Genomic DNA, 25,319 nt, shown 5'->3' on the forward strand with positions numbered 1-25,319 from the left:
CCCGTCAGGCGGGCCAACCAATCCCCAGGGGATACCCATGCCATTTGAATTTGACCCGGCCGCCGCTGGCCTCACCCTCGACGCAACTCAGACCGCAGCCCTTCAGGAGGCGCTTGGCGGAAAGGTTCAGGATTATCTGGACAAGGAAGTAAACGGGCTCAAGTCCAAGAATCAGGAATTGCTGGGTTCCAATCGGACCATCAAGACCGAATTGGACAAGCTGAAAGGTCAGTTTGAAGGCCTGGATATTGACGCGGTGAAAGGCTTGCTCACAAAGGTCGGCCAAGACGAAGAAACGAAGCTGATTGCCGAAGGCAAGCTCGATGAGGTGATCAACCGCCGCACCGAGCGCTTGCGCACCGACTCCGATAAGCAAATCAAGGCCGCCAATGAGCGCGCCGACAAGGCCGAGGCGTTCGCTGCCAAGTACAGCGACAAGGTGCTGGCTGATTCCATCCGCGCAGCTGCCATCAAGGCCGGCGCACTCCCTGAGGCTGCCGAGGACATAATCCTGCGCGCCCGGGGCACTTTTAAACTCAGTGAAGACGGCGAGGCGATTGCCACGGACCGTGACGGCGAGGTCGTTTACGGGAAGGACGGGAAAACCCCGCTGTCGCCGCTCGAATGGGCGGAATCGCTGCGTGAAACAGCAACACACCTGTGGCCAAGGGCTCAGGGTGCCGGCCCTACCGGCGATCAAGGTGGCAAGGCCACGAAAAAATGGGGCGAGTACACGGAAACCGAGCGCGCTGCGATCGCCCGTGACAACCCCGAGCTGTTCAAGAAAATCCAGGCCACCAAAGGAACCTAATCCATGGCAACTACCCAACTGACCGACATCTTCGTCGGCGACTACTACGCCTCCCTGGCACCGGTTAACAGCCCGGAAAAGACCGCTGTTTACGAGTCGGGCATTGTGACTCGCTCGCCTGTGCTGGACGCGATCGCCTCCGGAAGCCAAGGCACCGCCGAGATCAGCTACTGGCAAGATCTCAACGCCGATGAAGCCCCGAACATCAGCAACGATGACCCGAACGATCAGGGTGAGGTAGGCAAAGTCGAGCAGGACAGCATGCGCGCCCGTGTCCTGTACCTCAACAAAGGCTACGGCGTAACCGATCTGACTGCGGAGCTGGCCAACACCGAACCACAACAGCAGATCCGCAACCGCTTCGGCACCTACTGGACTCGTCAGTGGCAGCGCTACACCCTGGGTGCCGCTCGCGGCATCATCGCCTCGAACATCGCCAATAACGGCGGTGACATGGTCATCGACGCGGGCGCGACCATCAACGCCAATGCCTTCCAAGACGCTGCGTTCACGGCGGGCGATGCTGCTGATCAGTTCGGCGCGATCGGCGTGCACTCGGTCGTGATGAACCAGATGGTCAAGCAAAACCTGATCGAGTACCTGCGCGACTCCGACGGCAAGATCATCCTTGCCACCTACCTGGGCAAGCCTGTGTTTATGGATGACGGTCTGGTCTATGGCGCTGGCAAATACCTGTCGGTGTTCTTCGGCCAAGGCGCTTTCGGCTACGGCGAAGGCGCTCCAAAGGTGCCGGTCGAGCTGGAGCGTAAGCCAGGTGGCGGCAACGGTGGCGGTGCGGAAGTTCTGTGGGAGCGGAAGACTTACATCCTCCAGCCTGCTGGTTTCAGTTGGAAGGGTTCTGAAGCCCAGAACGCTAGCCCGACCGCGACCCAATACGCCGCCGCGGCCAACTGGCAGCGCGTGTTCAGCCGCAAGCAGGTTCCGTTCGCCGCCGTGATCAGCGGTACCACCACGCCGTAACTCGGCCCACAAAGCCTGGCGCCCGTATGGCGCCAGGATGCTTTTGAGGTGACTTATGAAAGTGATCTACACGGACAAGCCGGGCAAAGAGCGTGGCGTGTGCTACCGCCTGCTGAGCGAATTCTTTGGTGTCATCGGCTCCGCTACCGAGGTGGTCGTCGATGGCGATGCCCCGGGAATCGTCGATGCATACCAAGCGGTTGGCATTACGGTATCCGACGGCAATGAGCAGGAAGCCCCGGAAACCGACCCTCTGAAAATGAAAGTTTCCCAGCTGAAAGAATGGCTGACCGAGAAGGGCATCGCCTTCGATCCGACCGCCAAGAAAGAAGATTTGCAGGCCTTGGTGCCGGCTGAATAAGGACAAGCACATGACTGACTTCATCACCGTCGCCGATGTTGACGCCAAGCTCGGTTCTGGCTGGGCCGGCACCGGTGATCCAGTCCTTGCCGTGACCATGGCCAACGCCTGGCTCACGACCAAGATTAAGCGGGCTGTTCCAGATCCGGTTCCGGACGAGATCAAAACAGCCGGCGCTCAGGTCGCCAAAGAGGCGGCGGCGGGCAAGCTGTACACGTCCACGCAGAAGGAAGTGCAGAGCAAGACGGTATCGGCGCAGTCCGGCACGTCGGTGAGCAAGACCTACGTGGCAGGCTCTACCGATCAGTCGGCGGGCGTGAACTTCGCGCTGGCGCTGCTTGCGCCGTGGATCAAGCGCTCCGGCGTGATGATGCTGAAAAGGATCTGATCATGGGCATGCGCGAAGAGATCCAGGCTGAACTGGCTGAAGCGTTCGATGATCCAGATGGCTTGGCCGATGCAGTCAAGCCGGTGACAGGCGTTCGCAAGGTCGCTGGCGAGTATGACCCGGACCTGGACGGCGAAACGCCGGAGACCATTGTGACTTATACCGGACGCGGCGTCTTGGGCAGCTATCTGTCCAAGGAAATCGACGGCTCCCTCATCCAGACCACCGACAAGAAGCTGCTGGTGCTGCAAAACGAGCTATTCGTGTTAGAGGGCGGTGTGCCTACGGCGGTACCGGCAGCGCCGGCCATCGGCGATATCGTCAACGGGCTGCGGGTGATGAACGTGTCTGCGGACCCTGCTGATGCAACGTGGACGGCGCAACTGAGGAAGTGAAAGACAATAGGAAACTGATACCTTTCATTTAGACTTTTTCCGCTGCTTACTCAATCTGCGCGTGATTTTGAAAGCCTAATAACTAAGCATTTCGTCCAGCTTGTCTAGCGTTTCTGGATTCACCTGTCCATCCCTGAGTTCTTGCTCAAGCACAATTAAAAGTTCGATGGTTTCGTCAGAAAGTTGCAGGTCAGCAGGCATTTTACCTGTTGCAAACTTTGTTACCCATTCTGGGTGAGATTCTCTACAACTAGCCGCAACGGCATCCCGGAGGTTTTTTACGCTCTGAGTAAGATTTTTGCCCTTGGCCGTGTCAGCGAGTACTTGCTTCCTTGCGTTCTCGATATTTTTGGCTGCCTGTTCGCCAAAATTGCGTCCGTGGCTAGGGATGCTAGATCGTTGAGTATGCGGCTTTTTCATAGAGAGGATTTCCTTATGCGATGGTTCTATGAGGGATTGGCCAACTTGGCTTCAGGAATTATCAGTCGAGGCACGAGAAAGCTCAATCTGCATAACAACCCGATCTTGTATCTGCAGGCGCGGTCGTGAGCCGGGCAGGCGCCGGACAGTCCGGCAGTTTCGCTTTGAGTCTCGCCGAGTTCGCGGCGCAGGCCAAGGAGGCCATCGACGCCAGCCTTCGCGAGATCATCATCAAGGTTGGCAACAGCCTCATTCGCATGTCACCGGTAGGAAACCCCGAGATCTGGGCGCAGAACGCCGTCGCGAGTCAGTACAACAAGGCTGTCGAGGATCACAACAGCGGACTGCGGAATGATCCGGCCAATTTGACGAAGGCCGGCCGGCTCAAGCCCGGGCGAAAGCTTCACGACGGCATGGATATCAGCGCGCCGAGTGGCTACGTCGGCGGCCGGTTCCGGGGCAACTGGATGTTCAACATCGGCGCGCCAGATAGCACCACTACCGAAGAGGTTGACCCCAGCGGGGCCAAATCAACGGCGCGGATCGTTTCCGGCGCAATCGAGTTCAAGGCGGGTGACACCTGCTACATCACCAACAGCCTTGGATACGCCATCCCGCTGGAGTTTGGGCATTCGACCCAGGCACCGAGCGGGATGGTCCGCGTTACCGTGGCCCGCTTCCAGCAGATCGTGCTGGAGGCCATCAGGAACAACCAGGTATGAGCCATAACCTCATCGCTTCGATATTCGAAGCCAGGCTGATCAACTGGGCTAAAGCATTGCCGGTACCGCTGAAGGTCGTCGTGGAGAACGAGGCTTACACGCCCGTCAACGGCGTCACTTACCTGCGAGCATTCACTCTGCCAGCCGACACCGCAAGCAACACGCTTGCCGGCGACCACAAGCTGTACACCGGAGTGTTTCAGGTCAGCATCGTCATTCCATCCGGCAAGTACCGTGGCGCGGCCGGTGCGCTGGCTGACCAGATCGCCGCCTTGTTCCCGCTGTACGAGCGGAACACAAAGGGCGCGCTGACAGTGGTGACCATGACGCCGGTCGACCCCGGCCCGGGCATCCCCGATCCACCCACATTTACCGTGCCGGTGTCGTTCGAATACCGAGCAGACATCGCCATCTGATTACGCCCGTTGGGCAAACCCTGAAACCCGCCTCTGTGCGGGTTTTGTCATTTCTGAAAAGAGGAAACACCCATGGCCGGCATCCAAATGCCCAACGGCGCAACTTTCGAAATTGCTTCCGCCTACGGGTCGGCAATCCCATTCACCACGCTGAGCAACGCGAACCCGGCGGTGGCCTCAGCTTTGGCGCATGGCCTGGCCGAAGGTGACATCATCGCCGTGAACTCCGGCTGGACCCGTCTCGACGGTCGCGCCGTTCGGGTTGCGGACATCGCCAGCGGCACCTTCGCACTGGGCGGCGTAAACACCACCAACGTGCAGCAATACCCAGCAGGTTCAGGCGTCGGCTCTGCGCGCGAAGTGACCTCGTTCACCGAGATCTCACAGATCACCGAACTGAACTCCACCGGTGGCGATCAGCAGTTCCTGACTTACGGCTTCCTGGCTGACGATGATGATCGGCAGATGCCGACCACCAAGAACCCGATCACGCTTTCCATCACGGTCGCTGACGATCCTTCCAAACCCTATGTCGATGTCTGCGAGGCCGCCGACGATGATAAGCAGCCCCGTGTTCTGCGCCTGAACCTGCCGGGAGGCAGCAGCATCGTTTACAACGGCTACGTGTCGATCACGTCGACTCCGACCATGTCGCGCAACAACCTGATGACTCGCGTTATCAGTGTCGCATTGACTGGTCGCCCGGCTCGTTACGCGGCGGCGGTATAACCCATGGCCAAGTTTAAGATTGCCCAAAATCCTACCTTCAAAGCCGACGTCGATATTCCTCGGGTCGGCGGAACCACGATTAAGGTGCCGTTTGAGTTCAAGTATCGCGATCGCAAGGAGCTCGCAAAGCTCTTCGCTGGCTGGCAGGAAAGCGCGAAGGAAGATCAGGAGCGTTTCAAGGCCAAGGGTGACGACCTCACTCTGATCGAGATCACCGACTCTCACGTCGAACGGCAGATTGAGCAGGTGACCCAACTGGTCACGGGCTGGGGCTTTGAAGACAAGCTGAGCCCTGAATCGATTCGCGCACTCGTTGAAACGTCCGCAGGCGCCGGCGATGCGATTGTCGATGCCTACCAAAAGGCCTTCTCAGCAGTACGCTTGGGAAACTGACGAAGGTCGCCCGCCTGATGTACCAGCCGAGTCCATCTGAAGCGGACTTGGCGGCGTTCGGGTTGTCGCTCTCTGACATCCCTGAAGAAGAGTGCGAAGTGCTGGCTGAAAACTGGCCGGCCTTCGTGCTCTTCAACGCCATGACTACTCAATGGCGCACCGGCATGGGCGGGGCTACCGGCCTTGATTACACAGCTCTTCGAGACGTCTCCGACTTCGTCGGCACATCCAGAAAACAACTCAGAGAGATTTTCCCAGACCTTCAGGCAATGGAGGTCGAGGCCCTGCTCGTCATGAGCGAATCGAAGTAATGGAGCACTCATGTCGGGCACAATTGCGCAATTAGGCCTTGCCGTAGATTCAGGTGAGGCCGTCCAGGCGGCTACTGATCTGGAGCGCTTGGCGCAGGCCGGCGCGAAGGCTGAGAAAGCAGCAGATGGTGTGGCGGCTGGTTTCGATAAAGCGGCTGCCGCGTCCACTGGTCTGGCCACGGCCGAAGGCAAACTGTCCGAGTCCACCGACGACGCTATGAAGCGTCTGACGGCGATGGCCAAGGCCTCTCTGGATTCGAGCGAGTATTACCAGCGCCTGACTACCAGCGTAGGCACAAGCTCGACTGCGATGGATGCGACTGGTTCGTCGGCAGCTAGTCTTGCTGCACTCGCCCGCAGATTGAAAGCTGATTCCGACGCGTTGGTTGGGTCGACTGATAAGCAGGCGGAAGCGGCCAAGAAAGCAGCGGCTGCCACGGGAGTGCAAGCAGAAGGGCTGCAAGCGCTCCTAGGCAAAATCAATCCCGCCATCGCGGCTCTCGATAAGCTGGATCAGCAGCAGGCACAACTTCAGAAGTACAAGGCGGCCGGCCTGATCGACGCGGACACCTTTCGCGAGTATTCGACCCGCATCGATGCCTCACGGCAGAAGCTTGGTGACTTTGATGACGGCCTGAAAAAGACTGGCGTCAGTTCGAAGCAGACCGAAGCGGCTCTGCGCCAATTGCCTGCGCAATTCACGGACATTTTCACCAGCCTGGCCGGCGGGCAAAACCCTTTGTTGGTGCTCATCCAGCAAGGCGGGCAGATCAAGGATTCGTTCGGTGGTGTAGGTGCCACTCTTGAGGCGCTGAAGGATAAATTCCGCTCGCTTTTCACTGGCGGCGCCGGTGCTGCGGTATTGAGCGAATCGCTCGCCGATATCGCCATAAATGCGAAGGGGGTCGCCGAGAATGCGGGCGAAGCAGGGGAGAGTCTGTCCGATCTTGCTGAAAGCTCCAACACAGCGGCTGAAGCGGCTGAGAACGCGCAGCGCGCGGTAGGCGCAATCCGTCCAGCAATGAGCGGCGTAACGTTGGGAGCCGCAGGGATGGCGCTCGCGGTAGTTGCGGCAGCCGCCGCCGTCGGGTCGTTGATTTACGGATACAGCCAGGGCAGCAAAGAGGCTGACGAATACAACAAGGCTCTGATTCTTACCGGCAATGCTGCTGGAACGACTGCCGGGCAACTGGCAGATCTGGCCCAGCAGGTAAGTGTCACCAATGGCACCACTGGTGAAGCCGCTGCATCGCTCACGCTGCTAGCTTCGTCTGGCGTGATTGCCAGCGGAAGCTTCAAGGATATCGCTGATGCAGCGGCAGCCATGGAGGATGCCACCGGAAAGTCGGTCGAAGCGACTATTGCCGAGTTCGTCAAAATCGCCAAAGACCCGGTCGCTGCGGCGAAAGAGCTGAACGATCAGTATCACTTCCTGACTGCTTCCGTTTACTCGCAGATTGTCGCGTTGAAGGAACAGGGCGACACCATCGGTGCCGCGAAACTGCTGACTGACAGTTACGCCGATACGGTCAAAAGTCGATCGAACGAGATCACCGAAAACCTTGGGACCATCGAAAAGGCCTGGAAGGGCATCACTGATGAAGCCAAGAAGTCGCTCGATGCGCTCAAGAACATCGGGCGTGACGAAGGGCCGGCAAAACGTATCGCCGAACTCAAGCAAAGTGTTGCTTACGCACAGAGCGCCGTGAATGCTGCGCCTTACGACACTGACGCTGCAAAGAAACTGGCGGATTCGAAACAGGAGCTTTATCAACTCCAGCTCATGGTTTACACCGGCGAGCAGCGGGTAAAGGTTCAAGAAGATGAAGTTCGAACCCAGAAAGAGGGTATCGAAGCCGAGCAGCGACTCAAGCAGATCAGCGACTCGAATCTGACCAACGCCGAGAAACGCGACAAGCTTACGAAAGCCTATTTGCGTGATGTTGAGGTGCTGAGAAAGGCCAACCCTGACGACCCTAAGGTCCAGGCCGATTTCGTCGCGAAAACGCTTCAGAATATCAAGGACAAGAACAAGGATCAGAAGGGGCCGTCTGCCAGCGCGGTCGACCTCACCGGTTACAACGCCGCACAGAATGCCCTCAAGGAAATCCAGGCCGAATATGCGAACACCCAGAAACAACTGGATGCCGCGCAGAAGGCCGGACTGATCTCGCAGCAGGAATATCTATTGAAGCGCGAGGCGCTGATCGGCAACGAGCGGGATGAGGTCACGTCCGCTTATGAGGCCGAGATTGCGGCGCTTGAAGCGGCGAAGGCCAAGGCCAGCACCTCCGCCGAGCAGCGCATTCAACTCGACCAGAAGATCGCCGACGCGCGCACTGACATGATCAAGGCGCAGAAGGCGGCGGACAGCGAACTGGATGTGCTGGCGAAGAATGAACAAGGTCGGCTCAGGAAGCAGGAGCAGGCGGTTCAGACCTACACCAACGCATTGCAGCAGCAAGTCGAAACGTTGCGTCAGCAGGGGGAGAGAGCTGCGGCAGGGCTTGGCCAGGGTGATCGGCAGCGCGGGCTGACAGATCAGCAGAACGCCATCGACGACCGTTTCAACCAGCAGAAGCTCGATCTGGCCAACCAGTATGGCGATGGCTCGCGAGGCATGAGCCTAGACGAGTACACCCGGAAGCTGGCAGCGCTTAAAACCACTCAACAGGATCTGCACGATACGGTTCAAGCCAATTACGACGAGATGACGGCGGCCCAAGGGGACTGGAGCTCCGGTGCATCGTCGGCGTGGCAGAACTACCTGGAGTCGGCGCGAGATGTTGCCGGGCAAACCAAAAGCCTTTTCACCAACGCCTTTAGCTCGATGGAGGACGCGATCGTCAACTTCGCCATGACCGGGAAGCTGTCGTTCGCCGACTTCACCAAATCGATTCTGGCGGATATGGCGCGCATTGCCACTCGGCAGGCCAGTTCGGCGTTGCTGAGCAGTGTAGTGGGTGCAGCGACGAGTTATTTCACTGGTGGAAGCGGCGCTACAGGTGCTGCAACGGCTGGCGCGGCGGAGTCTGGAGCGCAGAGTTTTGGTAGTCAGTTTGATGCCAGTTCTGCATCCGTGTCTTTCGGTGGTGGTCGTGCTGTTGGCGGCGGTGTCGATCCGAACACTTTCTACGAAGTGAACGAAAAGGGGCCCGAGCTTTTCAATCAGGGCGGCAGGTCTTACCTCATGACTGGCGCGAATGGCGGCAGCGTAACGCCACTGACTTCCGGTGGTGGGCCGGCGCTGGCCGCAATATCCGGTACCGGTGGCGGCAACACCTACAACTTCCCTGTGGCTGTCTCGGTGCAGACGTCCGGCAGCGAGGGCGGCGGGGTTTCGCAAGAGGTATCGAACCAGCTCGGTAAAGGTATCCAGCAGACTGCAAAAACTGAAGCGGAAACCGCAATTGCCCGAGCGCTACAGCCAGGCGGTTCGATCTGGCGCCTGACAAATGGGAGGGGTTGATGGCCATCGAGAAATTCACCTGGCCAACCGAGCGCGGGGAAACACCCGATATCAATTATCGGGTGCGCACCTCGAAATTCGGCAATGGCTACGCGCAAAACGTCGGAGACGGACCGAACAACAAGGAGGACTCGTACCCGGTTACCTGCGTAGGTCAAAAGGCCAAGGTGTTGGAGATCATGAAGTTCCTCGACCGGCACGCTGGTGCGAGGGCGTTTCTCTGGACAACACCGCTCGGCGAACTCGGTCTGTTCACCTGCAAAAATCCCGCTCCCACACCAATGGGCGGCGGGGTCTTCAAACTCACTGCCACGTTCGAACGGGCATTCCAACCATAAGGGGCAATCATGCCGCTGATCAGTGACATCCAGGTGCTTGAACCTGGCAGCGAAGTGCTGCTCTTTGAATTGGACGGCACGGACTATGGCGCGGACGTGCTGCGCTTTCATGGGCACGCGATCCCGCACACCGCGGCCGAGCTCATCGCCGCCGGCGACAACGCGGACCAGTTGCCGGCGAAGGCGATCTACTGGCAGGGCAACGAATACAGCGCCTGGCCGATGCAGATCGACGGCATTGAAGCGAACGGCGACGGCACAGCGGTACGGCCCACGCTGTCGGTCGGCAACGTCAACGGACGCATCACCGCGCTCTGTCTGGCATTCGAGGATCTGCTCGAGTTCAAGCTGACGATGCGCCACACGCTGGGCACTTACCTGGACGCGGCGAACTTCCCGGCCGGCAACCCTACGGCAGACCCCACCCAAGAAACGATCGAGGTCTGGTACATCGACCAGAAAACGAACGAGGACGGGGAAAACGTCAGTTGGGAATTGGCCAGCCCGGGCGACGTCGGCAACGAATCGATTGGCCGGCAGGCCACAACCCTTTGCCACTGGTGTCTCACCGGCGGCTATCGCGGGCCTAACTGTGGTTACACCGGCCCGCATGTCACGAAGGACGGCGTCATCACCGATAACCCGGAACTGGATGAATGCGATGCCACGTTGGGCAAGGGCTGCATACCTCGCTTCGGCGAGGGTAACCCGCTGCCGTTCGGTGGCTTCCCGGCCGTTTCGCTGATCGCACGGAGCTAATATGCGTAAACACATTTTGAACGCGATCCAGGCACACGCGGCGGCCGAGTACCCGAAAGAGTGCTGCGGGCTGCTGCTGGCCGTGGGCCGCAAGCAGCAGTACTACCCGTGCCGCAATGTTTCAACCGAGCCGAACGAAGAGTTTCGAATCGACCCGGAGGATTACGCGGCAGCTGAGGACATCGGCGAGGTGATCGGTGTGGTGCATTCGCATCCGGATGCCACCAGCCGCCCGTCACCGCGCGACCTGGCCATGTGCGAGGCCACCGCGCTACCCTGGCACATCCTGAGCTGGCCCGAAGGCGATCTTCGAACGGTCATACCGTCCGGTGAGGTGCCGCTACTGAAGCGGCCTTTCGTGCACGGCGCGTGGGACTGCTGGCAGGTCTGCGCCGACTGGTACAAGCGCGAGTGGGGGCTGGAGTTCGAAGCCTTTAAGCGCGCCGACGGCTGGTGGGAGAGCAAAGACAACACCAGTCTGTACGAGGCGAACTACGAAGCTGCCGGCTTCTATCGGGTCGACCAGCCGCAGCGCGGCGACATGATTGTGATGGAAGTGGGTCGGACGGTTTACCCGAATCACGCCGGGATCTTTCTCGGCGCCGATCCAGCGTTGTCCGGCGAGGATGCCGCGACCTTCGGCCCCGGCCCGTTTGTGTTGCATCACTTGTATGGCAGGCCGTCGGAGGTCATTGTTTTCGGTGGCCCGTGGCTGGACCGAACACGCCTGATTCTCAGGCACAGGGGGGCAGGATTAAGCACATAATGTCGAAGAGTTTTCCGTGGTGGAGGCAAAGACCGTCGAATGATAATCTCATTTTTTTCAGACGATGAATCGCAATGCTCGACAAGCTTCTAACTACTGCACTTGCATGCGCTGTTTTGCTCAGCTCCCCATCTGCAATGGCTTGGACTGATGACGGTGGGAAGATAGTTTTTAGTCGTGGCGAAATAGACCATTGCTCGCAACTAGCCCTCGACGCTGGCGCGATAATGCTCGGCAGGCAGGCAAATGAGCCGCCTTATTTTGATCGGGACCAATATGAAGTGCCATCAGCGGCGAGAAAAAGCATGCGGGAAAGTTTGTCACGGATGGTGCTTACCTACCCCGTACGAGACACTGCTGAAGAAAAACAGAACGATCTTAAGGACTTTATGAAGTCGGCAAAGCTGATCTGCATTAAAGCCTATATGGAGTCGGTTCCTGCGAGCCCTCATGCGCAGACAGCAGCACCCTGACCCTTTCAGTGCACAAATTTTTGCACGCTTCCAGCGGAGGTTACATTGCCAGCATTTTCACAGGAGTGATTTGAATGAAATTCATCGTAGGAGCGTTGGCGATAGCGCTCTTGTTGGGGTGTTCTCCAAAGAGGCAACCACTCGATAATCGTGACCCTTGCTTAGATTTCGGCCCCCCTGAAAGCTCAGGTTTTAAAGCTTGCTTAGATCGTCGAGCCCAAGCTCTGAAGGACCTGCTTGAGGGCACTGGTAGAAAACAGTATCAAATAGTTTTCGATGAGAAGGTCGATCCCTGACTCGAAACCACAAGCGCAACTGTAATTGGTATTGGAGCAGTAGCGCTGCGTGCTTCAGCCGATCTGCAGTCGGAGCCGTAAATGGAGCTGTTTCGCTTAAACGAACTCTTTTTCGAGCACAATTGCGTAGCTGCGATGAAGCTCGAAATGATGGATTTCAAGTACAACCTCAGCCTGACTATGTCTTCCTCGGAGGATCCAGAAACCAAGGGTGTGACGGCTGTATTTCATGATGTCAGCTCACTGAATCTAAGCGGCTTCGGTGGCGGACTAACCCAATTCATGGACCTCGTCGTAACTCGCATCGACCGCGGTCTGGATAGAATCCGTTACGAGCTAAGGGATATCGAGGACGAAAAAATTTCGTTCTATTTCTGCACCTTCAGCGTGCGAGACCATAAGGAGTAAATATGCGGGTTGTGATAGGAGCGCTGGCGGTAGCGCTGTTGGCGGGGTGTGCCTCGCCCGGCGACGTAAAGAAGAATGAGCCGACAATCAGCACATCAACTGCTAAGTCGGCCAAGAAGTACGCACTTTGCGTCTTCCCAAAATGGCAAGAGCAGCGCTCGACGGCGACAATTTCTGAAACCGAAAATGGATTTCGCTTGGTGATTGCCACCGACATGATGACCGATGAGGTTCTCGAGATCTCCAGCGCTGGATCCGGTAGCAAGGTCGCGTTATACCAGCGGATGCCTTGGTCTAAGATGTGGGGGCGAGGCGCGCTGGAAGCCGCTGTCCGCGAGTGTTTGTGACACAATCAATTCAATCAAACCGCCATTTGGCGGTTTTTTTTCGTCAGGAGAAAAAGCGTAATGGCGGCGACAGCTTCGAATCCATTAATGACAACCATCCTACTATCTGGGCCGCTGGCAAAACTGTTCGGGCGAACTCATTACCGAGAGCTCGGAACCAAGTCAGTTGGCGAGGCCTTCAAAGCTTTGAAATGCACGCTCGATGGATTTGAGCAGGCGATCAAAGATTTAGATCTGCGTGGCATGCGCTTCGCGATTTTCCGCAACAGAAAGAACGTCGGCGAAAAGGATTTCTCTTTGGGGGGCACACAGGAAATCCGTATCGTCCCGGTAATTACGGGAAGCAAGCGCGCCGGAGTACTCCAAACGATTATTGGAGTGGTGCTGATCGCTGCTTCTTTCTTTGCAGGCGGTGCTGGGCCGAGTCTCTTTTCAGCCGGCGTTGGTCTGACGATCGGTGGTGTAGTGCAGCTTCTCAGTCCGCAGGCGACGGGATTGAAGCAGAGCGCCTCCCCCGAAAACGCCCCGTCCTACGCCTTCGGCAGCGCGAAGAACACGACAGCCAGCGGCAATCCGGTACCGATCTGCATCGGCGAGCGCCGGTGGGGCGGGATGATCATCTCGGCCTCGATCTTGGCTGAAGACAAAGTGTAAAAAGTTTATGGCTGGGGGGAGACGGAAGGGCGCGGTTGCTTCTTAAAGTTTGACGTCCGAATGTATCTAGCAAGCATCCATAGTCCGCTACCAACTGCGGCAAACACTAGAGCGAAAAGCAATTCGGCCAATCCCTGACCAATCTGTTGGGGCGTTACATATCTGGAGAGCATTTTTACCGAAGATGTGATGATTGTGTATGCAGTGAAAATCCACAACACGGCTGAAATTGCGTACACCGGAAGCGAAAAGGTTGTTCGTAGCCAAATTGGAGCTTTTTTCATCAGCACTTATTTCCTTGATGACTGAGTCGAGCGCCTTATCGTAGGAGGGCTTAGCATGCGAATTCTATCATCACGACTTTTACAGAAATGCCATTAGGCCGCCCAAGAGGCGGTTTTTTTATGCCTGGAGGAAAGCATGGGCGCAGCAGCACAGATCGATATCCACGGCGAGAAGGGCGGCAGCAGCAAGCCGAAGTCGCCGACCGAAGCCAGCGACAGCCTGCGCTCGACCAACCTGGCCAAGCTGCTGATCGCGGTGGGCGAGGGCGAGTTCGACAGCGTTCCGACCGAATACGACATCTACCTGGACAACACGCCGATCCGTGATGCCAGCGGCAACTACAACTTCCCGAACGTGAAGTGGGACTGGCGCCCGGGCTCTGTGGATCAGACGTACATCCCCGGCATTCCGTCGGTGGAGAACGAGACGTCGCTGAATATCGAGTTGCGCAGCGATTCGCCGTGGGTGCGCTCGGTCACCAACACCCAATTGTCGGCGGTGCGTATGCGTTTGGCTTGGCCAGCGCTGCAGCGCTCTGATGACCAGGGTAATGTCGGCGGCTACCGCATTGAGTACGCAATTGACGTGGCCACCGATGGCGGCGCCTATCAGCAGGTGCTGGTGGATGCTGTCGACGGCAAGACCACTACGCGCTACGAGCGCTCGCGCCGTATCGATCTGCCGGACGCCACCACTGGCTGGCAGATCCGCGTTCGCCGCCTGACACCGAACCAGAACAGCAACAAGGTCGCCGACACCATGCTGATGGCCGGTTACACCGAAGTCATCGACGCCAAGCTGCGCTACCCAAACACCGCGCTGCTCTACATCGAGTTCGACGCCGAGCAGTTCACCAACATCCCGGCGGTGACCGTGAAGTGCAAGGCCCGGCGCTGGATGGTGCCGAGCAATTACGACCCGATTCTGCGCACCTACACCGGGACGTGGGACGGCTCGATGAAATCGGCCTGGACCAACAACCCGGCGTGGATCACCTACGGCATTTGCACCGAAGACCGTTTCGGCCTGGGCAAGCGCATCAAGCCGTTCATGGTCGACAAGTGGGAGCTGTACCGGATCGCCCAGTACTGCGATCAGTTGGTGCCGAACGGCCTCGGCGGTCAGGAACCACGCTTCCTCTGCGACATGAACCTACAAGGCAAGGCTGACGCTTGGTCGCTGTTGCGCGATATCTCGGCGATTTATCGGGGCATGACCTACTGGGCTCAGGGCCAGCTGGTAATGCAGGCCGACATGCCGCGCGCGCAGGATTTCGACTACGTCTTCACCCGGGCCAACGTCATCGACGGCAAATTTTCGTACGGCAGTGCCTCGGCGAAAACCCGATACACCCGGGCGCTGGTCAGCTACGACAACCCCGCCAACAACTACGACACCGACGTCATCCCGTTCGCGGATCTGGATCTGCAGCGCCGGTATGGCGACCGGCCGACCGAGCTGAGCGCCATTGGCTGTACCCGCGCCTCCGAGGCCCAGCGCCGCGGCAAGTGGGCGATCTTGAGCAACAATCAAGACCGCACCGTGTCGTTCAAGACCGGCATGGAGGGCGTGATTCCGCTGCCGGGCCACATCATTCCGGTGGCGGATTCGCTGCTGGCTGGGCGGGAGGTCGGCGGACGGATCTCGTCAGCAGCTGGCCGCGTCGTCACGCTTGATCGCGACACCCAGGCCAAGGCCGGTGACCGGCTGATCATCAACTTGCCCGGTGGTCGCGCCGAGGGGCGCACCGTGCAGAGCGTCAACGGCCGCGCTGTGACGGTCACGACCAACTACAGCGAGCCGCCGATCGCGCAACTGCAATGGGCGCTTGATGCGGATGATCTGGCGATCCCGCTTTACCGTGTGCTCCGGACCAAGCGGACGACCGAGGGCGACTTCGAGATCAGCGCGTTGCAGTACGAACCGAGCAAATTCGCCTACATCGATACCGGGGCTCGCTTGGAAGAGCGGCCAATCAGCGTGATTCCGATCACCGTGGTGCCGGCACCGGCGAGTGTGACTGTCGCCTCGGCGTCTTCGGTCATTCAAGGCCTGTCCGTGGCCACCATGACCATCAGCTGGCCAGCCGTGGACGGAGCTATCGGTTATGACGTGGAATGGCGTAAGGACAGTGGCAACTGGATCAAACTGCAACGGACCGGCATGACCAACGTGGACGTGGTCGGGATTTACGCTGGTGCCTACGTGGCCCGCGTCCGGGCCGTAAGCGCGTATGACATCACGTCGATCTGGCGCAACTCGATCCTGACCAATCTCAGCGGTAAGCAGGGCTTGCCGCCGGCGCTCAGCTATCTGACGGCCACGCCTCTGCTGTTCGGCATCTACCTGAAATGGGGATTCCCGGCCGGTGCCGAGGACAGTCAGCGGACTGAAATCTGGTACGGCCCTACGACAAGCCTTGAGGCTGCCACCAAGCTGACGGATCTGGCCTACCCGCAGAGTGACTTTTCGATGCTCGGCCTGCGCGCCGGCGTGACGCTCTACTTCTGGGGCCGGATCGTCGACAAGATCGGCAACATCGGGCCGTGGTATCCGATCGGAATCGGTGTGCAGGGGCAGTCGAGCGCCGACGCGGCGGCGATTCTGGAAATGATCGCTGGCGAGATCGGCCGCACGGAGCTGGGCAAGGATATCCTCGACGAGATCGACAAGATTCCGGGATTGCAGGCCCAGATCGACGCGCTGGACGGCTTGAAGACCTACAACCCGGACGACACCTACGAGGAGTACGACCTTGTTGTGGTGGGTAAGCGGATCTATCAGGCCGCCGGCCCGGTACCGAAAGATACGCCGCCGCCAAATCCTGCCTACTGGCTGGATGTTGGCCAGACCGTGCAGACGGCCAATGGACTGGCCCAGCAGGTCGCGACCAACACCGCCGAGATCACCGAGCTCGACGGCGTGGTCACGGCACAAGCCACGGCGTTCCAGGCCCTGCGCGCGGCCTGGCGTGATGACGATGGCCAGGGTGACCTGGACGGAGCGCTCAAGGAATGGGGCAGTACAGCGGCCATCGCGAGCGAGGATCGGGTCCGCTCTTCGGAAAACCTCGCAACGGCGCAAACACTGAAGCAGGTGACGGCAGAGGTCGGTGAGAACTCTGCGGCAGTCACTGATCTGCGCCAGGTAGTGGTGACCGATAAGGCCGCAACAGCGGAAGCGATCACCCAGGTCAATGTGAAGGTCGGCGAAAACACTGCCGCCATTCAGGAGACCTCAACGGCCTACGCAGACACCAGTGGAAAGCTGAGCACCATGTGGTCGGTGAAGATGCAGATCACGGCGAACGGACAGTACGTCGCTGCCGGGATCGGCCTTGGCATCGAAAACACTGGTGCCGGCTTGCAAAGCCAGTTTTTGGTCGCCGCTGACCGTTTCGCGATCGTCAACACCATTGCCGGCGGCGCCATCTCGGTTCCGTTTGCAGTGCAGGGTGGTCAGGTGTTTATGAACTCCGCGTTCATCGCTGACGGCACGATTACAAACGCCAAGATTGGCAGCTACATCAGCTCGACCAATTACATCGCCGGCCAGCAGGGCTGGATTCTCAATAAAGACGGAACGCTTGAGATCAACGGCATCGTGCCCGGCCAAGGTCGGCTGGTGATCAACTCGCTGAATGTCTCGGTTTACGACGCCAATAACGTATTGCGCGTCCGGCTCGGCTATCTGGGGTAATCAATGGCTTTATTCGGGCTTCGCGTCTTTGACGAGAATGGATTTCTCGCCATGGACACCAACAGCTTCACCTATCAGGTGCTGTGGCAGGGCGTGATCGACTTCAGTGGATCCGTGCCCAGCTACACGCTGAACATTCCCGGCTTCAACCCGGCGAACTGCGTGTTCATGATCATCCCGACGAGACTGCAGGACGTGCAGGCGTCTGAAACGGACGGGCTAGGGAACAGCAAGTCGTACCCGTATGTATCGACATTCGCAGGCCAGGTGGTTGTTCTCCCCAAAAACCCTTCATCCCCGGGCGGGACGACTCAGTCGAGGATTGTCGCCAAGGGATACGCGATCAGGTACTCGACGTGACATATGGATTTCAAAGCATCAATGACAATTCATTTGTGCAGATCGACTCTGAAGCGCCAAGGCTTTGCCTGCTCACCAAAGGGACATATTCAGGTGTCGCTACCGCAACTGGCACGTTTGCACGGGCGATAACCAGCCAAGATCCACCTCTGGTTTTCATTCGCCCGACCCAGACCGGCGCGATTCAGGTGCCGATATCGGTGTGGTTCACCGGTGGCCCGGGTAACTGGACCGGCTTTTCAATGAACGCCTCAAGGGTCAATGAAACCTTGAGTGGTCAGTACTTCGTCGTGGCGTGGGCATCGATGGGGACGGCTACTTACGGAATGCGTCTTTGGGGCCCAGATGGTGCACTGGTTTACGACAGCGGAGCGCCGGCAGTTGTTGTGACATACGCCGCCGGCAACTGGACTTACCTCGGAACCGAGCAGCTAAGCGTCGGACGCCGGTACTTTTGGGGTATCAACAAAAGCCTCGGAGTAGGGGAGTACGTATCGCTCAACCCGTTCACGATGAATTGTCACAACGACGGCACTGGTGGCGGCTGCGCTCTTGGGGTCGATTACGCAAACGGGCGAATAATGATGTACAGCCTTGCCTTTACAGCCTGGACCGATCAGGGCCACAGGCCATTTCTCTGCGCCAAATTGCTGGCCTGATCCTCACTCTTTTCTGGAGATACACGATGCCCTGGTACAAGGCCGGGACGGTTTCTGTCGTCCAAAATTCCAACGCTGTGATTGGCACGGGTACAGCCTTTCTCTCCAATGGCAGGGTAGGTGACGCTTTTCGTGGGCCGGATGGTGGCTGGTACGAAGTGACCAACATCGCCGCCGATGGAGCTATGTCGATTGCGCCTCCCTATCAAGGTGTAACCAACGCATCAGGGGCCTATGCACTGGCGCCCATGCAGGGTTACATCAAAGACTCGGCAGATGCATTGCGAGCGCTGGTCAACCAGTTCGGCGGAGTGCTTTCAGTGCTGGGGGAGGTGCCCACGCAGGCTGGCGTCCGAACCTCCCTCAACCTCGCCAGCACAGACGGTCTGCCGGAAGGGGCGACCAACAAGTACATGAGTAGTGCGGGAGTGCGGGCGATCCCGCTCACTGGCCTGGATCTGACGCAGTCAACTGCAGTTGTGGCCACTGATACGATCCTTGCGGCGTTCGGCAAGCTGCAGGCCAGCAAGGCGGACGTGGTCGACGTGAAAAAGGTGGTGGTCTCGATTTCCTCCAGCCGGGCACTGCTGCCAGAAGAACTGGGGCTGGTATTGGCCAGTGCTTCGGTGGCAGCAACCACAATTACACTGCCGGCAGCCACATCCGCACTTGGCGTGCGCGATGTGGTTCTGCGACGAGTCGACAACTCGGGAAACAGGCTCGCCATCCAGGCGAACGGCACGGACAAGATCAAGTTTCACACGCACCTGAACTCTGCTGGCTATGCGTTCTTCGTTCTGATGGGGGTCGGTGACTTCTGGCACCTTCGCAGCGATGGCGCGGGCAGCTGGTGGCCGATCGCACGCGCAGACACCACTCCACTTGGCCGTCCGTCATTTGAAACGACAATGACATTCCCACCAGGTGGTTATGGCGGCTTGGCTGGTCCGGTGCTTCAGCGGTCTGAATGGCCATGGCTTTGGGACCACGCGCAGGCGTCCGGGATGCTGACCACTGAGGCGGCCCGAGTCGGCCGCGAGGGCGGATGGACCAGCGGTGATGGATCAGCCACTTTTCGCGGGCCTGAAGGCCGAGGGGAGTTTATTCGCATCCTGGATGAAACCCGTGGGGTGGACACCAGCCGCGTCGCGGGATCCTCTCAGGGGGACGCCATTCGCAACATCACCGGCAGTGTTTCGGCACTCTACCGCCCGGCCGCCGCCGGATCCTCTGGCGCCATGGGTATCGCGCAATACGGCTCCACGCCTCCCAAGGCTGGATCGTTAGGTGCTGACCCCGGCGACAGCGCATCGGTCAACTTCGACGCCTCCCGCCAGGTGCCAACGGCGACAGAAAACCGTCCGCGCAACATCGCGTGGCCCGGCCGAATCAAAATGATCTGAGGTGTTCATGAGCTACATCTATCTGATTGACCCAAGCGGGGCTATCGACGGTCCGGTCGAACTACCGATAATTCCAGGCATCGGCATTCAACCGCCAAGCAATGCCGTTGCACTGGACTTCGTGCTTGATCCGCCGGCGGCCGGCAAGGTCTGGGCATGGGTCGATGCTGAGGTACGGCAGATCGCAGACAGCCGGGGCGTGGTGTACAGCGTTGAAACCGGCGCCGAGCAGAATTACACCGTCCTTGGCGATCTCCCGCCTACCCTTACCGCGCTCCCATGGCCTGGCCGCCACTTTGTCTGGACAGGTACCGAATGGCGTCAGGACGAAGAGGCGGTCGCAGCAGAGGCCTTGGCCATTGAGCGCGACTGGCGAAGCGCTCGTATTGCGGAAAGCGATTTTCTGGCTATGCCGGATTACCCAATAACCGCTGAACAGCGTGTCGAACTGTACGGCTATCGTCAGGCGCTGCGGGACTGGCCGGCCTCAGCACAACCGCCCATCCAGCAGCGACCAGAACCGCCCGCGTGGTTTGCCGAAAAAATCAAGTGAAGCCCCGATTATTCGGGGTTTTTTTATGCATGGAGAAACGTGATGACTGCAACCGAAAAAGACCGCGACGTGCTTGCACGCACTCTGTGGGGTGAGGCGCGCGGGGAAGGTACCGCCGGCCAGATTGCTGTTGCGTGGACGATCAAAAACCGCGTGTTCGACGGAAAGACCAATTCGTGGTGGGGGGAAGGCTACGCCGGCGTGTGCCAGGCCAAGTACCAGTTCAGTTGCTGGAACAAGACCGACCCGAACTCCCCGTACCTGTCCGGCGCGAAGCAGATCCCGTTCCGCGAGCTGGCGCAATGCCGAATCGCCGCTGACCAGGTGATCGATGGCAAGGTGCCTGATCCCACTGGAGGCGCGACGCATTACTATGCGACCAGCATCAGGGCGCCGGCCTGGGCGGCGAGGGCAAAGCAGACGCTCAAGTTGGGCGGGCACGTCTTCTTTAAGGATGTACCGTAATGGTCGTCCCGTGGAAGTTGATCGGCGTGCTGGCGCTGGTTCTCGCCGGCTTTGGTAGCGCTTGGCAGTTCCAGGACTGGCGCTACGGGAAGCAGTTGGCCCAGCAGGCCCAGCAGCACGCCGAAACCCTCAATCAACTGACCCAGGCTGCGGCAACCGCGCAACAGGCTGAGCAGGACAAGCGGCTGGCGCTCGAGCAGCGGCTGGCGGCCAGTGAGCAAACCCACTTCAGGAAAATGACAGATGCCCAACGTGACCAAGATCGCCTGCGCGATCGCCTTGCCACTGCTGATCTGCGGCTGTCAGTCCTCATCGACGCGGATTCAGCCGGTGGCTGTTCAGTGTCTGCCGCCTCCGGCCCCGGCAGCGTGGATCATGCAGCCGTACGCGCCCGACTTGACCCAGCGCATGCTCAACGAATTGTCGCCATCACCGACGAAGGTGACCGGGGACTGATCGCGCTGCAGGCTTGTCAGGCGTATGTCCGGGAATTGAATAAATAGGGATTGGTGTTCGTTCGGCAGGACGCCGGGTGACAAGGACTCTCTGGTCGAAAGCCTGTAGGGACTTTTGCGGGGATTCGTGAAATACGGCTAGTCACGGTTAGGCATCGATTGCAGTGGGCGCCGTTCCAAAGGACTGTTCCGTATAGCTTTTTAGCACTCCTGCAAGCATGGGGTGCTAGGGGTCGAGTGTTCGAATCACTCCGTCCCGACCATTATTCCTGAGTAAAATCAGACACTTAAGCCGATTATTTAGATCGGCTTTTTTGTGCCTGCGCAAAACCCGCGCAAAACTTGCGCAAAACTACCCGGTGATTTCGCTGATATTCAGGTCTGGAATGGCTTCCGACCAGACGATTTCGGCGTGGTCTTTCTGGTAGTTCTTCGTCATTGTCTCGCTGGCGTGTCCGGCGATCTTCTGACCGTCCTTTCCGGCTTTCTGGTACAGGTGCAGCGACAGCGCCCGCACTTCATGAAAGCCTGGCATTTCCTCTTCCTTCCATCCTTTGTAACAACCCGCCGCTTCCCGGGCCTCTTTGAAGGCTCGCGTCAAATATCGTTCTTCAACCTGAGTCCAGTGATCCTTCGTCTGCGCCTGCTTCTGCTTTTTGCGGTCAGGCCGGCGATGGATCAGGTAAGGCGAGACGATGTCATCCCGGCACCGGCTGATCACTGCCTGGAGTTCCTCGGTCACTTTGAACCGAATCCATGCTGCGTCGCTGGCTTTGGCCGTCTTCTGCTGCACCACATACAAAAATCCTTCCCGAACACCATCGAACCTCATATTCAAGATGTCCGTCCGGCGCTGCGCAGTGATCAGTGCGAGGTCAATCGCGTTCTGCAGCCAGAACGGCGATTTCTCCCGGATGGCCTTCAGGCCTTCGATGGTGTGTCGCTTGCGTTGCTTCTCCTCGATTCGGTTGATGGTGCTGGCCGCTGGGTTGTCCGGGCACAGGCCTTTGGCTGCTGCGTGGTTGAATATGTCGATCAGCAGGGCGCGGCACTGGTTGGCAGTGCGCGGCGTGAGGGCGTCCAGCATTTCCGCGATCATGCGTATCGTGATCTGGTCCACGGCCTTGCCTTCGAAGTGTTTCCGAAAACGCCGAAAGTGGACTGCATACAGCCCCAAGGTCCCTTTTGCCAGTTCGCGCGGCGGGAGCACGTCGCGCTCGTATGTGTCCAGGAAACCGGCGAATGATTCGGATGACCGAGCGTGATCGTGATGGCTTGAGCCTCGTCAAACAGCTTGACCTTCTGGTCTCGGTCGTCCGCCGCCCGCGCCGCCAGTTCTTTTTCCCGAATCTTCAGGCAGCGCTTGCAGGTGACGTACCGCCAGTCATTGGTGAGCTGGTCGTCGGTCATGTCGCCGTCGGTGCCGCAGTAAACGTCTTCGGGCGGATCCTGGTCGGCCTCGGTGCCGCCGTCCCACGGGTAAAGGTGAATCGCTCGCTTGCTCATCCGATCACCGCCTTTATGGTCAGTACCAATGGAAGCCAGAAGAAGAGGGTGCAGCCGGCTATGCACTTGGTGATCATGGCGTCACTCCACCCCGTTCAGGTAGCAAGGCTCCGTGGCTTCAGCCAGCCACTGCCGGAGAGAACCCGCTGGAGTACCGGGTGCGTCTTCGTCCTGCCACTGCTGGTCGAGCTCCGAATCGCCCGTCAGAACCACGTCGTAGTCGTCGGAGTGCTCGCGCAGCCAATCGCCGTTGTATTCAGCCAAAACTGCCAGGGCCTGTTCCGGGTTCTGTGCGGCAACCCAGTCTTGATCACCGACTTGGTAGCAAAGCAGCGGCCCATCCTCAGGCTCGAAGGTGTAGCTTTTGGAATTCATGGCGTTGTCGATGGCCTTGTCCAGTTCGGTGCCGAACAGAACGTCCTCATGGCTGGCCAGACCAACGACAATCCATTGTTCTTCCGGGAGCGTTACGGGCGCGCTGGCTTTTGGCTCGCGCAGAAAGCGGTACCGATCAGCAAGCGGGCGATCTTCGTCATGACTTCGCTTGAGCCCCTCGACGTTTGCGAGCAGAGTCGACAAGGAGTGATTGCTGCTCAGGCCGAACACGTTGTACATCCGGGCCAAATCTGGGTGAACTTGAGACATGAGTCGTCCTTGCCGCTATAGCGGCTGACTTTGAAGGGGGAGGGAGTTACGGGTAGTTGGTGCTGATGCGCTGGGCTATTTCTTCGAGCTCACCGGCAATTTCAAACATTTGGTTGTTGTCGCGTCGGGACACAACTGGGGATCGCTGAACGTTGCGGCCGCTCAGTATCTTCGCGGCCAGAAGGATCAGCCAGGCTTCGAACTTGCGGCGGACGAAGCGCTTCATGCCTGCGGTTCCGGGTGGCTCGCGTTCCAGCGCTCGAAGGCTTCTTGCGTGGTGGTGGCTTCGATCTTCTCGTCGCACTGGTTGCACGCCGCCACACCGCCGGCCGCACCGACATCGCGGTGACCTTGGTTGCACGGGTTCATGTGCCAGTCGTCATCCTGTTCCTGTTCAGCCACCTCAACCACCAGGTGCTTGCCGCAGGAATGGCAGAAGTTCATGCCGTTCTCTTCCGGACCGTCATCGTGAAATGACCACGTAGAGCCGCAGCCGGTGTTCCAGATTCCGCTTTCGCCGTCTTGGCTCCATTCACAATCGCCGCCGGCGAAATCATCAATCCGCTGATCCGCTGCGTTCAGGCGCTGCTGCAGGGCGTCACGCTCGTCTCGGTACCGCTGACCTTCCGCATGTTTGCCTTGGGCTGAATTGGCATTGATTTCCACGTAGCCCTTCAGGTGCTCCAGTTCGTCCTGCAACTCGCTGATCCGTTCCTGCGCCTGGTCTACGACCTTCTGCGCTTCGTGCACGTCGATCCAGTTACCCATGGCTTGGTCTTCGAACTTCTGCACCGACTTGCCGGATGGCGAAAGCAGGAAGGCGTAGCGCGGCAGGGCGTTCAGCTTGTCCCAAAACTCAAACCCTTCACGCGTTTGTATGTTGCGCATCATGCAATCTCCATCGTTACCAGCCCATGGGCATTCACTACCGGCATGCCCAGCTCTCGGGCGATGTGCACTTCGAGGCGTGCGCCCCTTGATGCATCCCATCCCGGCATAACAGCGACCATCCCGCAAAGACCAAGACGCGTGAGGTCGTACGCCATGTAGTCACCCCATTCGGCGCCTTCGACTACACCATGCTCGGCAGGATTCTCAACGCGGTAGCCACGGGCGCGCAGCTTGGCGGCCATATCGTTGAAGGCGGGAAAGTTGAAGTCCTCGATGCCGGTCGTAGGCCCGGTTAGGTACAGGCGGTTGGTGCGGTCTGATTGAAGGGTGACGCCCTGGACAACAACGGTACTGATTCGCGCAACTGCCCGGTCAATCGGGCCTTGAATGAAAGCCGGCATTGGCTCGTTCGCTGGTGGTGTCAGATCGGTTACTGCCGAGATCATCCCGATCAGTGATTCCGTGACAACGGTGCGGATGTTTTCTGTGGGCATGGGGCGTCCTATGCCGGGGCATGCCCGGGCGGTGGAGGGGTGAGGGAAAAGATCGCAGGCTTAGAAAATTCCCTATAAAGCCGGCTTTTCGAAGAGTCGTGACGGAATGATCTGGCTATCAAACAAGCCAGAGTTCCACCGAATGAAGCGACTCATCGCTGAAGTGATGTACCAAGTACTCGTCGAACTGCTCAGCCAGATGCTGATGCGCCTAGCTGATTGGTTGTCGGCGTTGCCGTGGCTTTGACTACGCCGCGGCTGCCTGCTGCTCGACAGCGCGCCACGGATCGTTGGCCCGAGCCAGTGCAGCCATCGGCGGCGGGCTGACGCTGTTGCCGCACATGTGCACCTGCTGGGTCTTAGTGAAAGGCTTGTTGGTCACCGTGGTCATCGGATCTTCGATGCTTTTGGCGGCCGTGGTATTGAACCCACCATTCATCTGAGCCATGAATACGGTTGAAATGCCC

Annotated in this window: 30 protein-coding genes and 3 pseudogenes; 26 read left to right on the top strand and 7 right to left on the bottom strand. The window is 58.8% G+C overall.

Annotated elements, in window-relative coordinates:
* Positions 1–37: 37 nt before the first annotated feature.
* Genes ACIOWA_RS18205 through ACIOWA_RS18225 form a run of 5 tightly spaced genes read left to right on the top strand, consistent with a single transcriptional unit; the run spans position 38 to position 2,936 of the window.
* On the top strand, positions 38–811 hold the full coding sequence (locus tag ACIOWA_RS18205; RefSeq protein WP_401161122.1) for a hypothetical protein: 774 nt from the start codon (positions 38–40) through the stop codon (positions 809–811).
* Between the two features lie 3 nt (positions 812–814).
* Positions 815–1,792, top strand: coding sequence for a major capsid protein (locus ACIOWA_RS18210; protein WP_401161124.1), 978 nt, complete (start codon positions 815–817; stop codon positions 1,790–1,792).
* A 55-nt stretch (positions 1,793–1,847) separates the two neighbouring features.
* The gene (locus ACIOWA_RS18215) at positions 1,848–2,153 is read left to right on the top strand and encodes a HeH/LEM domain-containing protein (protein ID WP_401161126.1); all 306 of its coding nucleotides are present in this window, start codon (positions 1,848–1,850) and stop codon (positions 2,151–2,153) included.
* Positions 2,154–2,163: 10 nt separating this feature from the next.
* A complete protein-coding gene (locus tag ACIOWA_RS18220; protein ID WP_401161128.1) occupies positions 2,164–2,541 on the top strand; it encodes a hypothetical protein in 378 nt (125 codons plus the stop codon).
* Positions 2,542–2,543: 2 nt separating this feature from the next.
* Positions 2,544–2,936 carry a hypothetical protein gene (locus ACIOWA_RS18225; protein ID WP_401161130.1) on the top strand — a complete coding sequence of 131 codons (393 nt, stop codon included), beginning with the start codon at positions 2,544–2,546 and terminating at the stop codon, positions 2,934–2,936.
* 75 nt (positions 2,937–3,011) lie between these two features.
* Here the strand turns inward: ACIOWA_RS18225 and ACIOWA_RS18230 are convergent, their stop codons facing one another.
* On the bottom strand, positions 3,012–3,356 hold the full coding sequence (locus tag ACIOWA_RS18230) for a hypothetical protein (protein ID WP_397479707.1): 345 nt from the start codon (positions 3,354–3,356) through the stop codon (positions 3,012–3,014).
* 125 nt (positions 3,357–3,481) lie between these two features.
* Here ACIOWA_RS18230 and ACIOWA_RS18235 point away from each other — a divergent pair, with 125 nt between their 5' ends.
* The 21 genes and pseudogenes from ACIOWA_RS18235 to ACIOWA_RS18335 all read left to right on the top strand — a co-directional run bounded on the left by ACIOWA_RS18235 (position 3,482) and on the right by ACIOWA_RS18335 (position 21,364).
* Positions 3,482–4,078 carry a hypothetical protein gene (locus ACIOWA_RS18235; RefSeq protein ID WP_401161132.1) on the top strand — a complete coding sequence of 199 codons (597 nt, stop codon included), beginning with the start codon at positions 3,482–3,484 and terminating at the stop codon, positions 4,076–4,078.
* A complete protein-coding gene (locus ACIOWA_RS18240) occupies positions 4,075–4,494 on the top strand; it encodes a phage tail terminator-like protein (RefSeq protein WP_401161134.1) in 420 nt (139 codons plus the stop codon). Before ACIOWA_RS18235 ends, ACIOWA_RS18240 begins: the two co-directional genes overlap by 4 nt.
* A 72-nt stretch (positions 4,495–4,566) precedes the next feature.
* Complete coding sequence (locus ACIOWA_RS18245; protein ID WP_401161136.1) at positions 4,567–5,223, top strand: phage tail protein; 657 nt, start codon at positions 4,567–4,569, stop codon at positions 5,221–5,223.
* 3 nt (positions 5,224–5,226) lie between these two features.
* Positions 5,227–5,616, top strand: a complete 390-nt coding sequence (locus tag ACIOWA_RS18250; RefSeq protein WP_365068885.1) for a phage tail assembly chaperone — start codon at positions 5,227–5,229, stop codon at positions 5,614–5,616.
* 17 nt (positions 5,617–5,633) lie between these two features.
* Entirely contained in the window at positions 5,634–5,927 is a 294-nt protein-coding gene (locus tag ACIOWA_RS18255) for a DUF1799 domain-containing protein (protein ID WP_221729493.1), read from the top strand.
* A 310-nt stretch (positions 5,928–6,237) separates the two neighbouring features.
* Positions 6,238–7,326: pseudogene (locus tag ACIOWA_RS18260) on the top strand (phage tail length tape measure family protein); the annotation flags it as partial.
* A 969-nt stretch (positions 7,327–8,295) separates the two neighbouring features.
* Positions 8,296–9,396: pseudogene (locus ACIOWA_RS18265) on the top strand (phage tail tape measure protein); the annotation flags it as partial.
* Positions 9,396–9,734: a phage tail protein gene (locus tag ACIOWA_RS18270; protein WP_401161138.1), complete on the top strand. Its 339-nt coding sequence runs from the start codon at positions 9,396–9,398 to the stop codon at positions 9,732–9,734. The pseudogene ACIOWA_RS18265 and the gene ACIOWA_RS18270, both read left to right, overlap by 1 nt.
* A gap of 9 nt (positions 9,735–9,743) precedes the next feature.
* A complete protein-coding gene (locus tag ACIOWA_RS18275) occupies positions 9,744–10,493 on the top strand; it encodes a phage minor tail protein L (protein ID WP_401161140.1) in 750 nt (249 codons plus the stop codon).
* A gap of 1 nt (position 10,494) precedes the next feature.
* Positions 10,495–11,259, top strand: a complete 765-nt coding sequence (locus ACIOWA_RS18280) for a C40 family peptidase (RefSeq protein ID WP_401161142.1) — start codon at positions 10,495–10,497, stop codon at positions 11,257–11,259.
* A 74-nt stretch (positions 11,260–11,333) separates the two neighbouring features.
* The gene (locus ACIOWA_RS18285; protein WP_401161144.1) at positions 11,334–11,732 is read left to right on the top strand and encodes a hypothetical protein; all 399 of its coding nucleotides are present in this window, start codon (positions 11,334–11,336) and stop codon (positions 11,730–11,732) included.
* A 377-nt stretch (positions 11,733–12,109) separates the two neighbouring features.
* Positions 12,110–12,436, top strand: coding sequence for a hypothetical protein (locus ACIOWA_RS18290; protein WP_401161146.1), 327 nt, complete (start codon positions 12,110–12,112; stop codon positions 12,434–12,436).
* A gap of 2 nt (positions 12,437–12,438) precedes the next feature.
* Positions 12,439–12,783 carry a hypothetical protein gene (locus ACIOWA_RS18295; protein WP_401161148.1) on the top strand — a complete coding sequence of 115 codons (345 nt, stop codon included), beginning with the start codon at positions 12,439–12,441 and terminating at the stop codon, positions 12,781–12,783.
* 60 nt (positions 12,784–12,843) lie between these two features.
* Positions 12,844–13,437 carry a tail assembly protein gene (locus ACIOWA_RS18300; protein WP_401161150.1) on the top strand — a complete coding sequence of 198 codons (594 nt, stop codon included), beginning with the start codon at positions 12,844–12,846 and terminating at the stop codon, positions 13,435–13,437.
* Positions 13,438–13,857: 420 nt separating this feature from the next.
* Positions 13,858–17,421 (top strand): host specificity protein J, encoded by a 3,564-nt coding sequence (locus tag ACIOWA_RS18305; RefSeq protein WP_401161152.1) that lies wholly within the window; start codon positions 13,858–13,860, stop codon positions 17,419–17,421.
* A 51-nt stretch (positions 17,422–17,472) separates the two neighbouring features.
* Positions 17,473–17,781, top strand: coding sequence for a hypothetical protein (locus tag ACIOWA_RS18310; RefSeq protein ID WP_401161154.1), 309 nt, complete (start codon positions 17,473–17,475; stop codon positions 17,779–17,781).
* The gene (locus tag ACIOWA_RS18315) at positions 17,778–18,440 is read left to right on the top strand and encodes a hypothetical protein (RefSeq protein ID WP_401161156.1); all 663 of its coding nucleotides are present in this window, start codon (positions 17,778–17,780) and stop codon (positions 18,438–18,440) included. The genes ACIOWA_RS18310 and ACIOWA_RS18315 overlap by 4 nt, the downstream gene beginning before the upstream one ends.
* 26 nt (positions 18,441–18,466) lie before the next feature.
* Positions 18,467–19,843, top strand: a complete 1,377-nt coding sequence (locus ACIOWA_RS18320) for a phage tail protein (RefSeq protein WP_401161158.1) — start codon at positions 18,467–18,469, stop codon at positions 19,841–19,843.
* Positions 19,844–19,850: 7 nt separating this feature from the next.
* Positions 19,851–20,396: a phage tail assembly chaperone gene (locus ACIOWA_RS18325; protein ID WP_401161160.1), complete on the top strand. Its 546-nt coding sequence runs from the start codon at positions 19,851–19,853 to the stop codon at positions 20,394–20,396.
* A gap of 42 nt (positions 20,397–20,438) precedes the next feature.
* Positions 20,439–20,861 carry a cell wall hydrolase gene (locus ACIOWA_RS18330; protein WP_401161162.1) on the top strand — a complete coding sequence of 141 codons (423 nt, stop codon included), beginning with the start codon at positions 20,439–20,441 and terminating at the stop codon, positions 20,859–20,861.
* Complete coding sequence (locus ACIOWA_RS18335; protein WP_401161164.1) at positions 20,861–21,364, top strand: lysis system i-spanin subunit Rz; 504 nt, start codon at positions 20,861–20,863, stop codon at positions 21,362–21,364. The genes ACIOWA_RS18330 and ACIOWA_RS18335 overlap by 1 nt, the downstream gene beginning before the upstream one ends.
* Before the next feature lie 304 nt (positions 21,365–21,668).
* Here ACIOWA_RS18335 and ACIOWA_RS18340 read toward each other — a convergent pair.
* The 6 genes and pseudogenes from ACIOWA_RS18340 to ACIOWA_RS18365 all read right to left on the bottom strand — a co-directional run.
* Positions 21,669–22,571 (bottom strand): annotated as a pseudogene (locus tag ACIOWA_RS18340) (tyrosine-type recombinase/integrase); the annotation flags it as partial.
* 332 nt (positions 22,572–22,903) lie between these two features.
* Positions 22,904–23,467 (bottom strand): hypothetical protein, encoded by a 564-nt coding sequence (locus ACIOWA_RS18345; RefSeq protein ID WP_401161166.1) that lies wholly within the window; start codon positions 23,465–23,467, stop codon positions 22,904–22,906.
* Positions 23,468–23,513: 46 nt separating this feature from the next.
* Positions 23,514–23,693, bottom strand: a complete 180-nt coding sequence (locus ACIOWA_RS18350) for a hypothetical protein (RefSeq protein WP_401161168.1) — start codon at positions 23,691–23,693, stop codon at positions 23,514–23,516.
* Entirely contained in the window at positions 23,690–24,355 is a 666-nt protein-coding gene (locus ACIOWA_RS18355) for a hypothetical protein (RefSeq protein ID WP_401161170.1), read from the bottom strand. Before ACIOWA_RS18355 ends, ACIOWA_RS18350 begins: the two co-directional genes overlap by 4 nt.
* Complete coding sequence (locus ACIOWA_RS18360; RefSeq protein ID WP_401161172.1) at positions 24,355–24,852, bottom strand: DUF4406 domain-containing protein; 498 nt, start codon at positions 24,850–24,852, stop codon at positions 24,355–24,357. The genes ACIOWA_RS18355 and ACIOWA_RS18360 overlap by 1 nt, the downstream gene beginning before the upstream one ends.
* Before the next feature lie 247 nt (positions 24,853–25,099).
* Positions 25,100–25,319, bottom strand: a 220-nt coding sequence (locus tag ACIOWA_RS18365; RefSeq protein WP_401161175.1) for a hypothetical protein, incomplete at its 5' end; no start/stop codon positions are given.

Source organism: Pseudomonas sp. NPDC087614 (assembly GCF_044743485.1).
GTDB lineage: Bacteria > Pseudomonadota > Gammaproteobacteria > Pseudomonadales > Pseudomonadaceae > Aquipseudomonas > Aquipseudomonas baetica_A.

Excerpts from the sequence above, each read along its gene's own strand:
- ACIOWA_RS18270 (WP_401161138.1), top strand. The coding sequence starts at position 9,396 with ATGGCCATCGAGAAATTCACCTGGCCAACCGAGCGCGGGGAAACACCC.
- ACIOWA_RS18255 (WP_221729493.1), top strand. The coding sequence starts at position 5,634 with ATGTACCAGCCGAGTCCATCTGAAGCGGACTTGGCGGCGTTCGGGTTG.
- ACIOWA_RS18215 (WP_401161126.1), top strand. The coding sequence starts at position 1,848 with ATGAAAGTGATCTACACGGACAAGCCGGGCAAAGAGCGTGGCGTGTGC.
- ACIOWA_RS18300 (WP_401161150.1), top strand. The coding sequence starts at position 12,844 with ATGGCGGCGACAGCTTCGAATCCATTAATGACAACCATCCTACTATCT.
- ACIOWA_RS18245 (WP_401161136.1), top strand. The coding sequence starts at position 4,567 with ATGGCCGGCATCCAAATGCCCAACGGCGCAACTTTCGAAATTGCTTCC.
- ACIOWA_RS18350 (WP_401161168.1), bottom strand. The coding sequence starts at position 23,693 with ATGAAGCGCTTCGTCCGCCGCAAGTTCGAAGCCTGGCTGATCCTTCTG.
- ACIOWA_RS18210 (WP_401161124.1), top strand. The coding sequence starts at position 815 with ATGGCAACTACCCAACTGACCGACATCTTCGTCGGCGACTACTACGCC.
- ACIOWA_RS18225 (WP_401161130.1), top strand. The coding sequence starts at position 2,544 with ATGGGCATGCGCGAAGAGATCCAGGCTGAACTGGCTGAAGCGTTCGAT.
- ACIOWA_RS18275 (WP_401161140.1), top strand. The coding sequence starts at position 9,744 with ATGCCGCTGATCAGTGACATCCAGGTGCTTGAACCTGGCAGCGAAGTG.
- ACIOWA_RS18250 (WP_365068885.1), top strand. The coding sequence starts at position 5,227 with ATGGCCAAGTTTAAGATTGCCCAAAATCCTACCTTCAAAGCCGACGTC.
- ACIOWA_RS18355 (WP_401161170.1), bottom strand. The coding sequence starts at position 24,355 with ATGCGCAACATACAAACGCGTGAAGGGTTTGAGTTTTGGGACAAGCTG.
- ACIOWA_RS18320 (WP_401161158.1), top strand. The coding sequence starts at position 18,467 with ATGCCCTGGTACAAGGCCGGGACGGTTTCTGTCGTCCAAAATTCCAAC.
- ACIOWA_RS18360 (WP_401161172.1), bottom strand. The coding sequence starts at position 24,852 with ATGCCCACAGAAAACATCCGCACCGTTGTCACGGAATCACTGATCGGG.
- ACIOWA_RS18325 (WP_401161160.1), top strand. The coding sequence starts at position 19,851 with ATGAGCTACATCTATCTGATTGACCCAAGCGGGGCTATCGACGGTCCG.
- ACIOWA_RS18280 (WP_401161142.1), top strand. The coding sequence starts at position 10,495 with ATGCGTAAACACATTTTGAACGCGATCCAGGCACACGCGGCGGCCGAG.
- ACIOWA_RS18330 (WP_401161162.1), top strand. The coding sequence starts at position 20,439 with ATGACTGCAACCGAAAAAGACCGCGACGTGCTTGCACGCACTCTGTGG.
- ACIOWA_RS18205 (WP_401161122.1), top strand. The coding sequence starts at position 38 with ATGCCATTTGAATTTGACCCGGCCGCCGCTGGCCTCACCCTCGACGCA.
- ACIOWA_RS18310 (WP_401161154.1), top strand. The coding sequence starts at position 17,473 with ATGGACACCAACAGCTTCACCTATCAGGTGCTGTGGCAGGGCGTGATC.
- ACIOWA_RS18295 (WP_401161148.1), top strand. The coding sequence starts at position 12,439 with ATGCGGGTTGTGATAGGAGCGCTGGCGGTAGCGCTGTTGGCGGGGTGT.
- ACIOWA_RS18345 (WP_401161166.1), bottom strand. The coding sequence starts at position 23,467 with ATGTCTCAAGTTCACCCAGATTTGGCCCGGATGTACAACGTGTTCGGC.
- ACIOWA_RS18335 (WP_401161164.1), top strand. The coding sequence starts at position 20,861 with ATGGTCGTCCCGTGGAAGTTGATCGGCGTGCTGGCGCTGGTTCTCGCC.
- ACIOWA_RS18305 (WP_401161152.1), top strand. The coding sequence starts at position 13,858 with ATGGGCGCAGCAGCACAGATCGATATCCACGGCGAGAAGGGCGGCAGC.
- ACIOWA_RS18290 (WP_401161146.1), top strand. The coding sequence starts at position 12,110 with ATGGAGCTGTTTCGCTTAAACGAACTCTTTTTCGAGCACAATTGCGTA.
- ACIOWA_RS18230 (WP_397479707.1), bottom strand. The coding sequence starts at position 3,356 with ATGAAAAAGCCGCATACTCAACGATCTAGCATCCCTAGCCACGGACGC.
- ACIOWA_RS18285 (WP_401161144.1), top strand. The coding sequence starts at position 11,334 with ATGCTCGACAAGCTTCTAACTACTGCACTTGCATGCGCTGTTTTGCTC.
- ACIOWA_RS18240 (WP_401161134.1), top strand. The coding sequence starts at position 4,075 with ATGAGCCATAACCTCATCGCTTCGATATTCGAAGCCAGGCTGATCAAC.
- ACIOWA_RS18220 (WP_401161128.1), top strand. The coding sequence starts at position 2,164 with ATGACTGACTTCATCACCGTCGCCGATGTTGACGCCAAGCTCGGTTCT.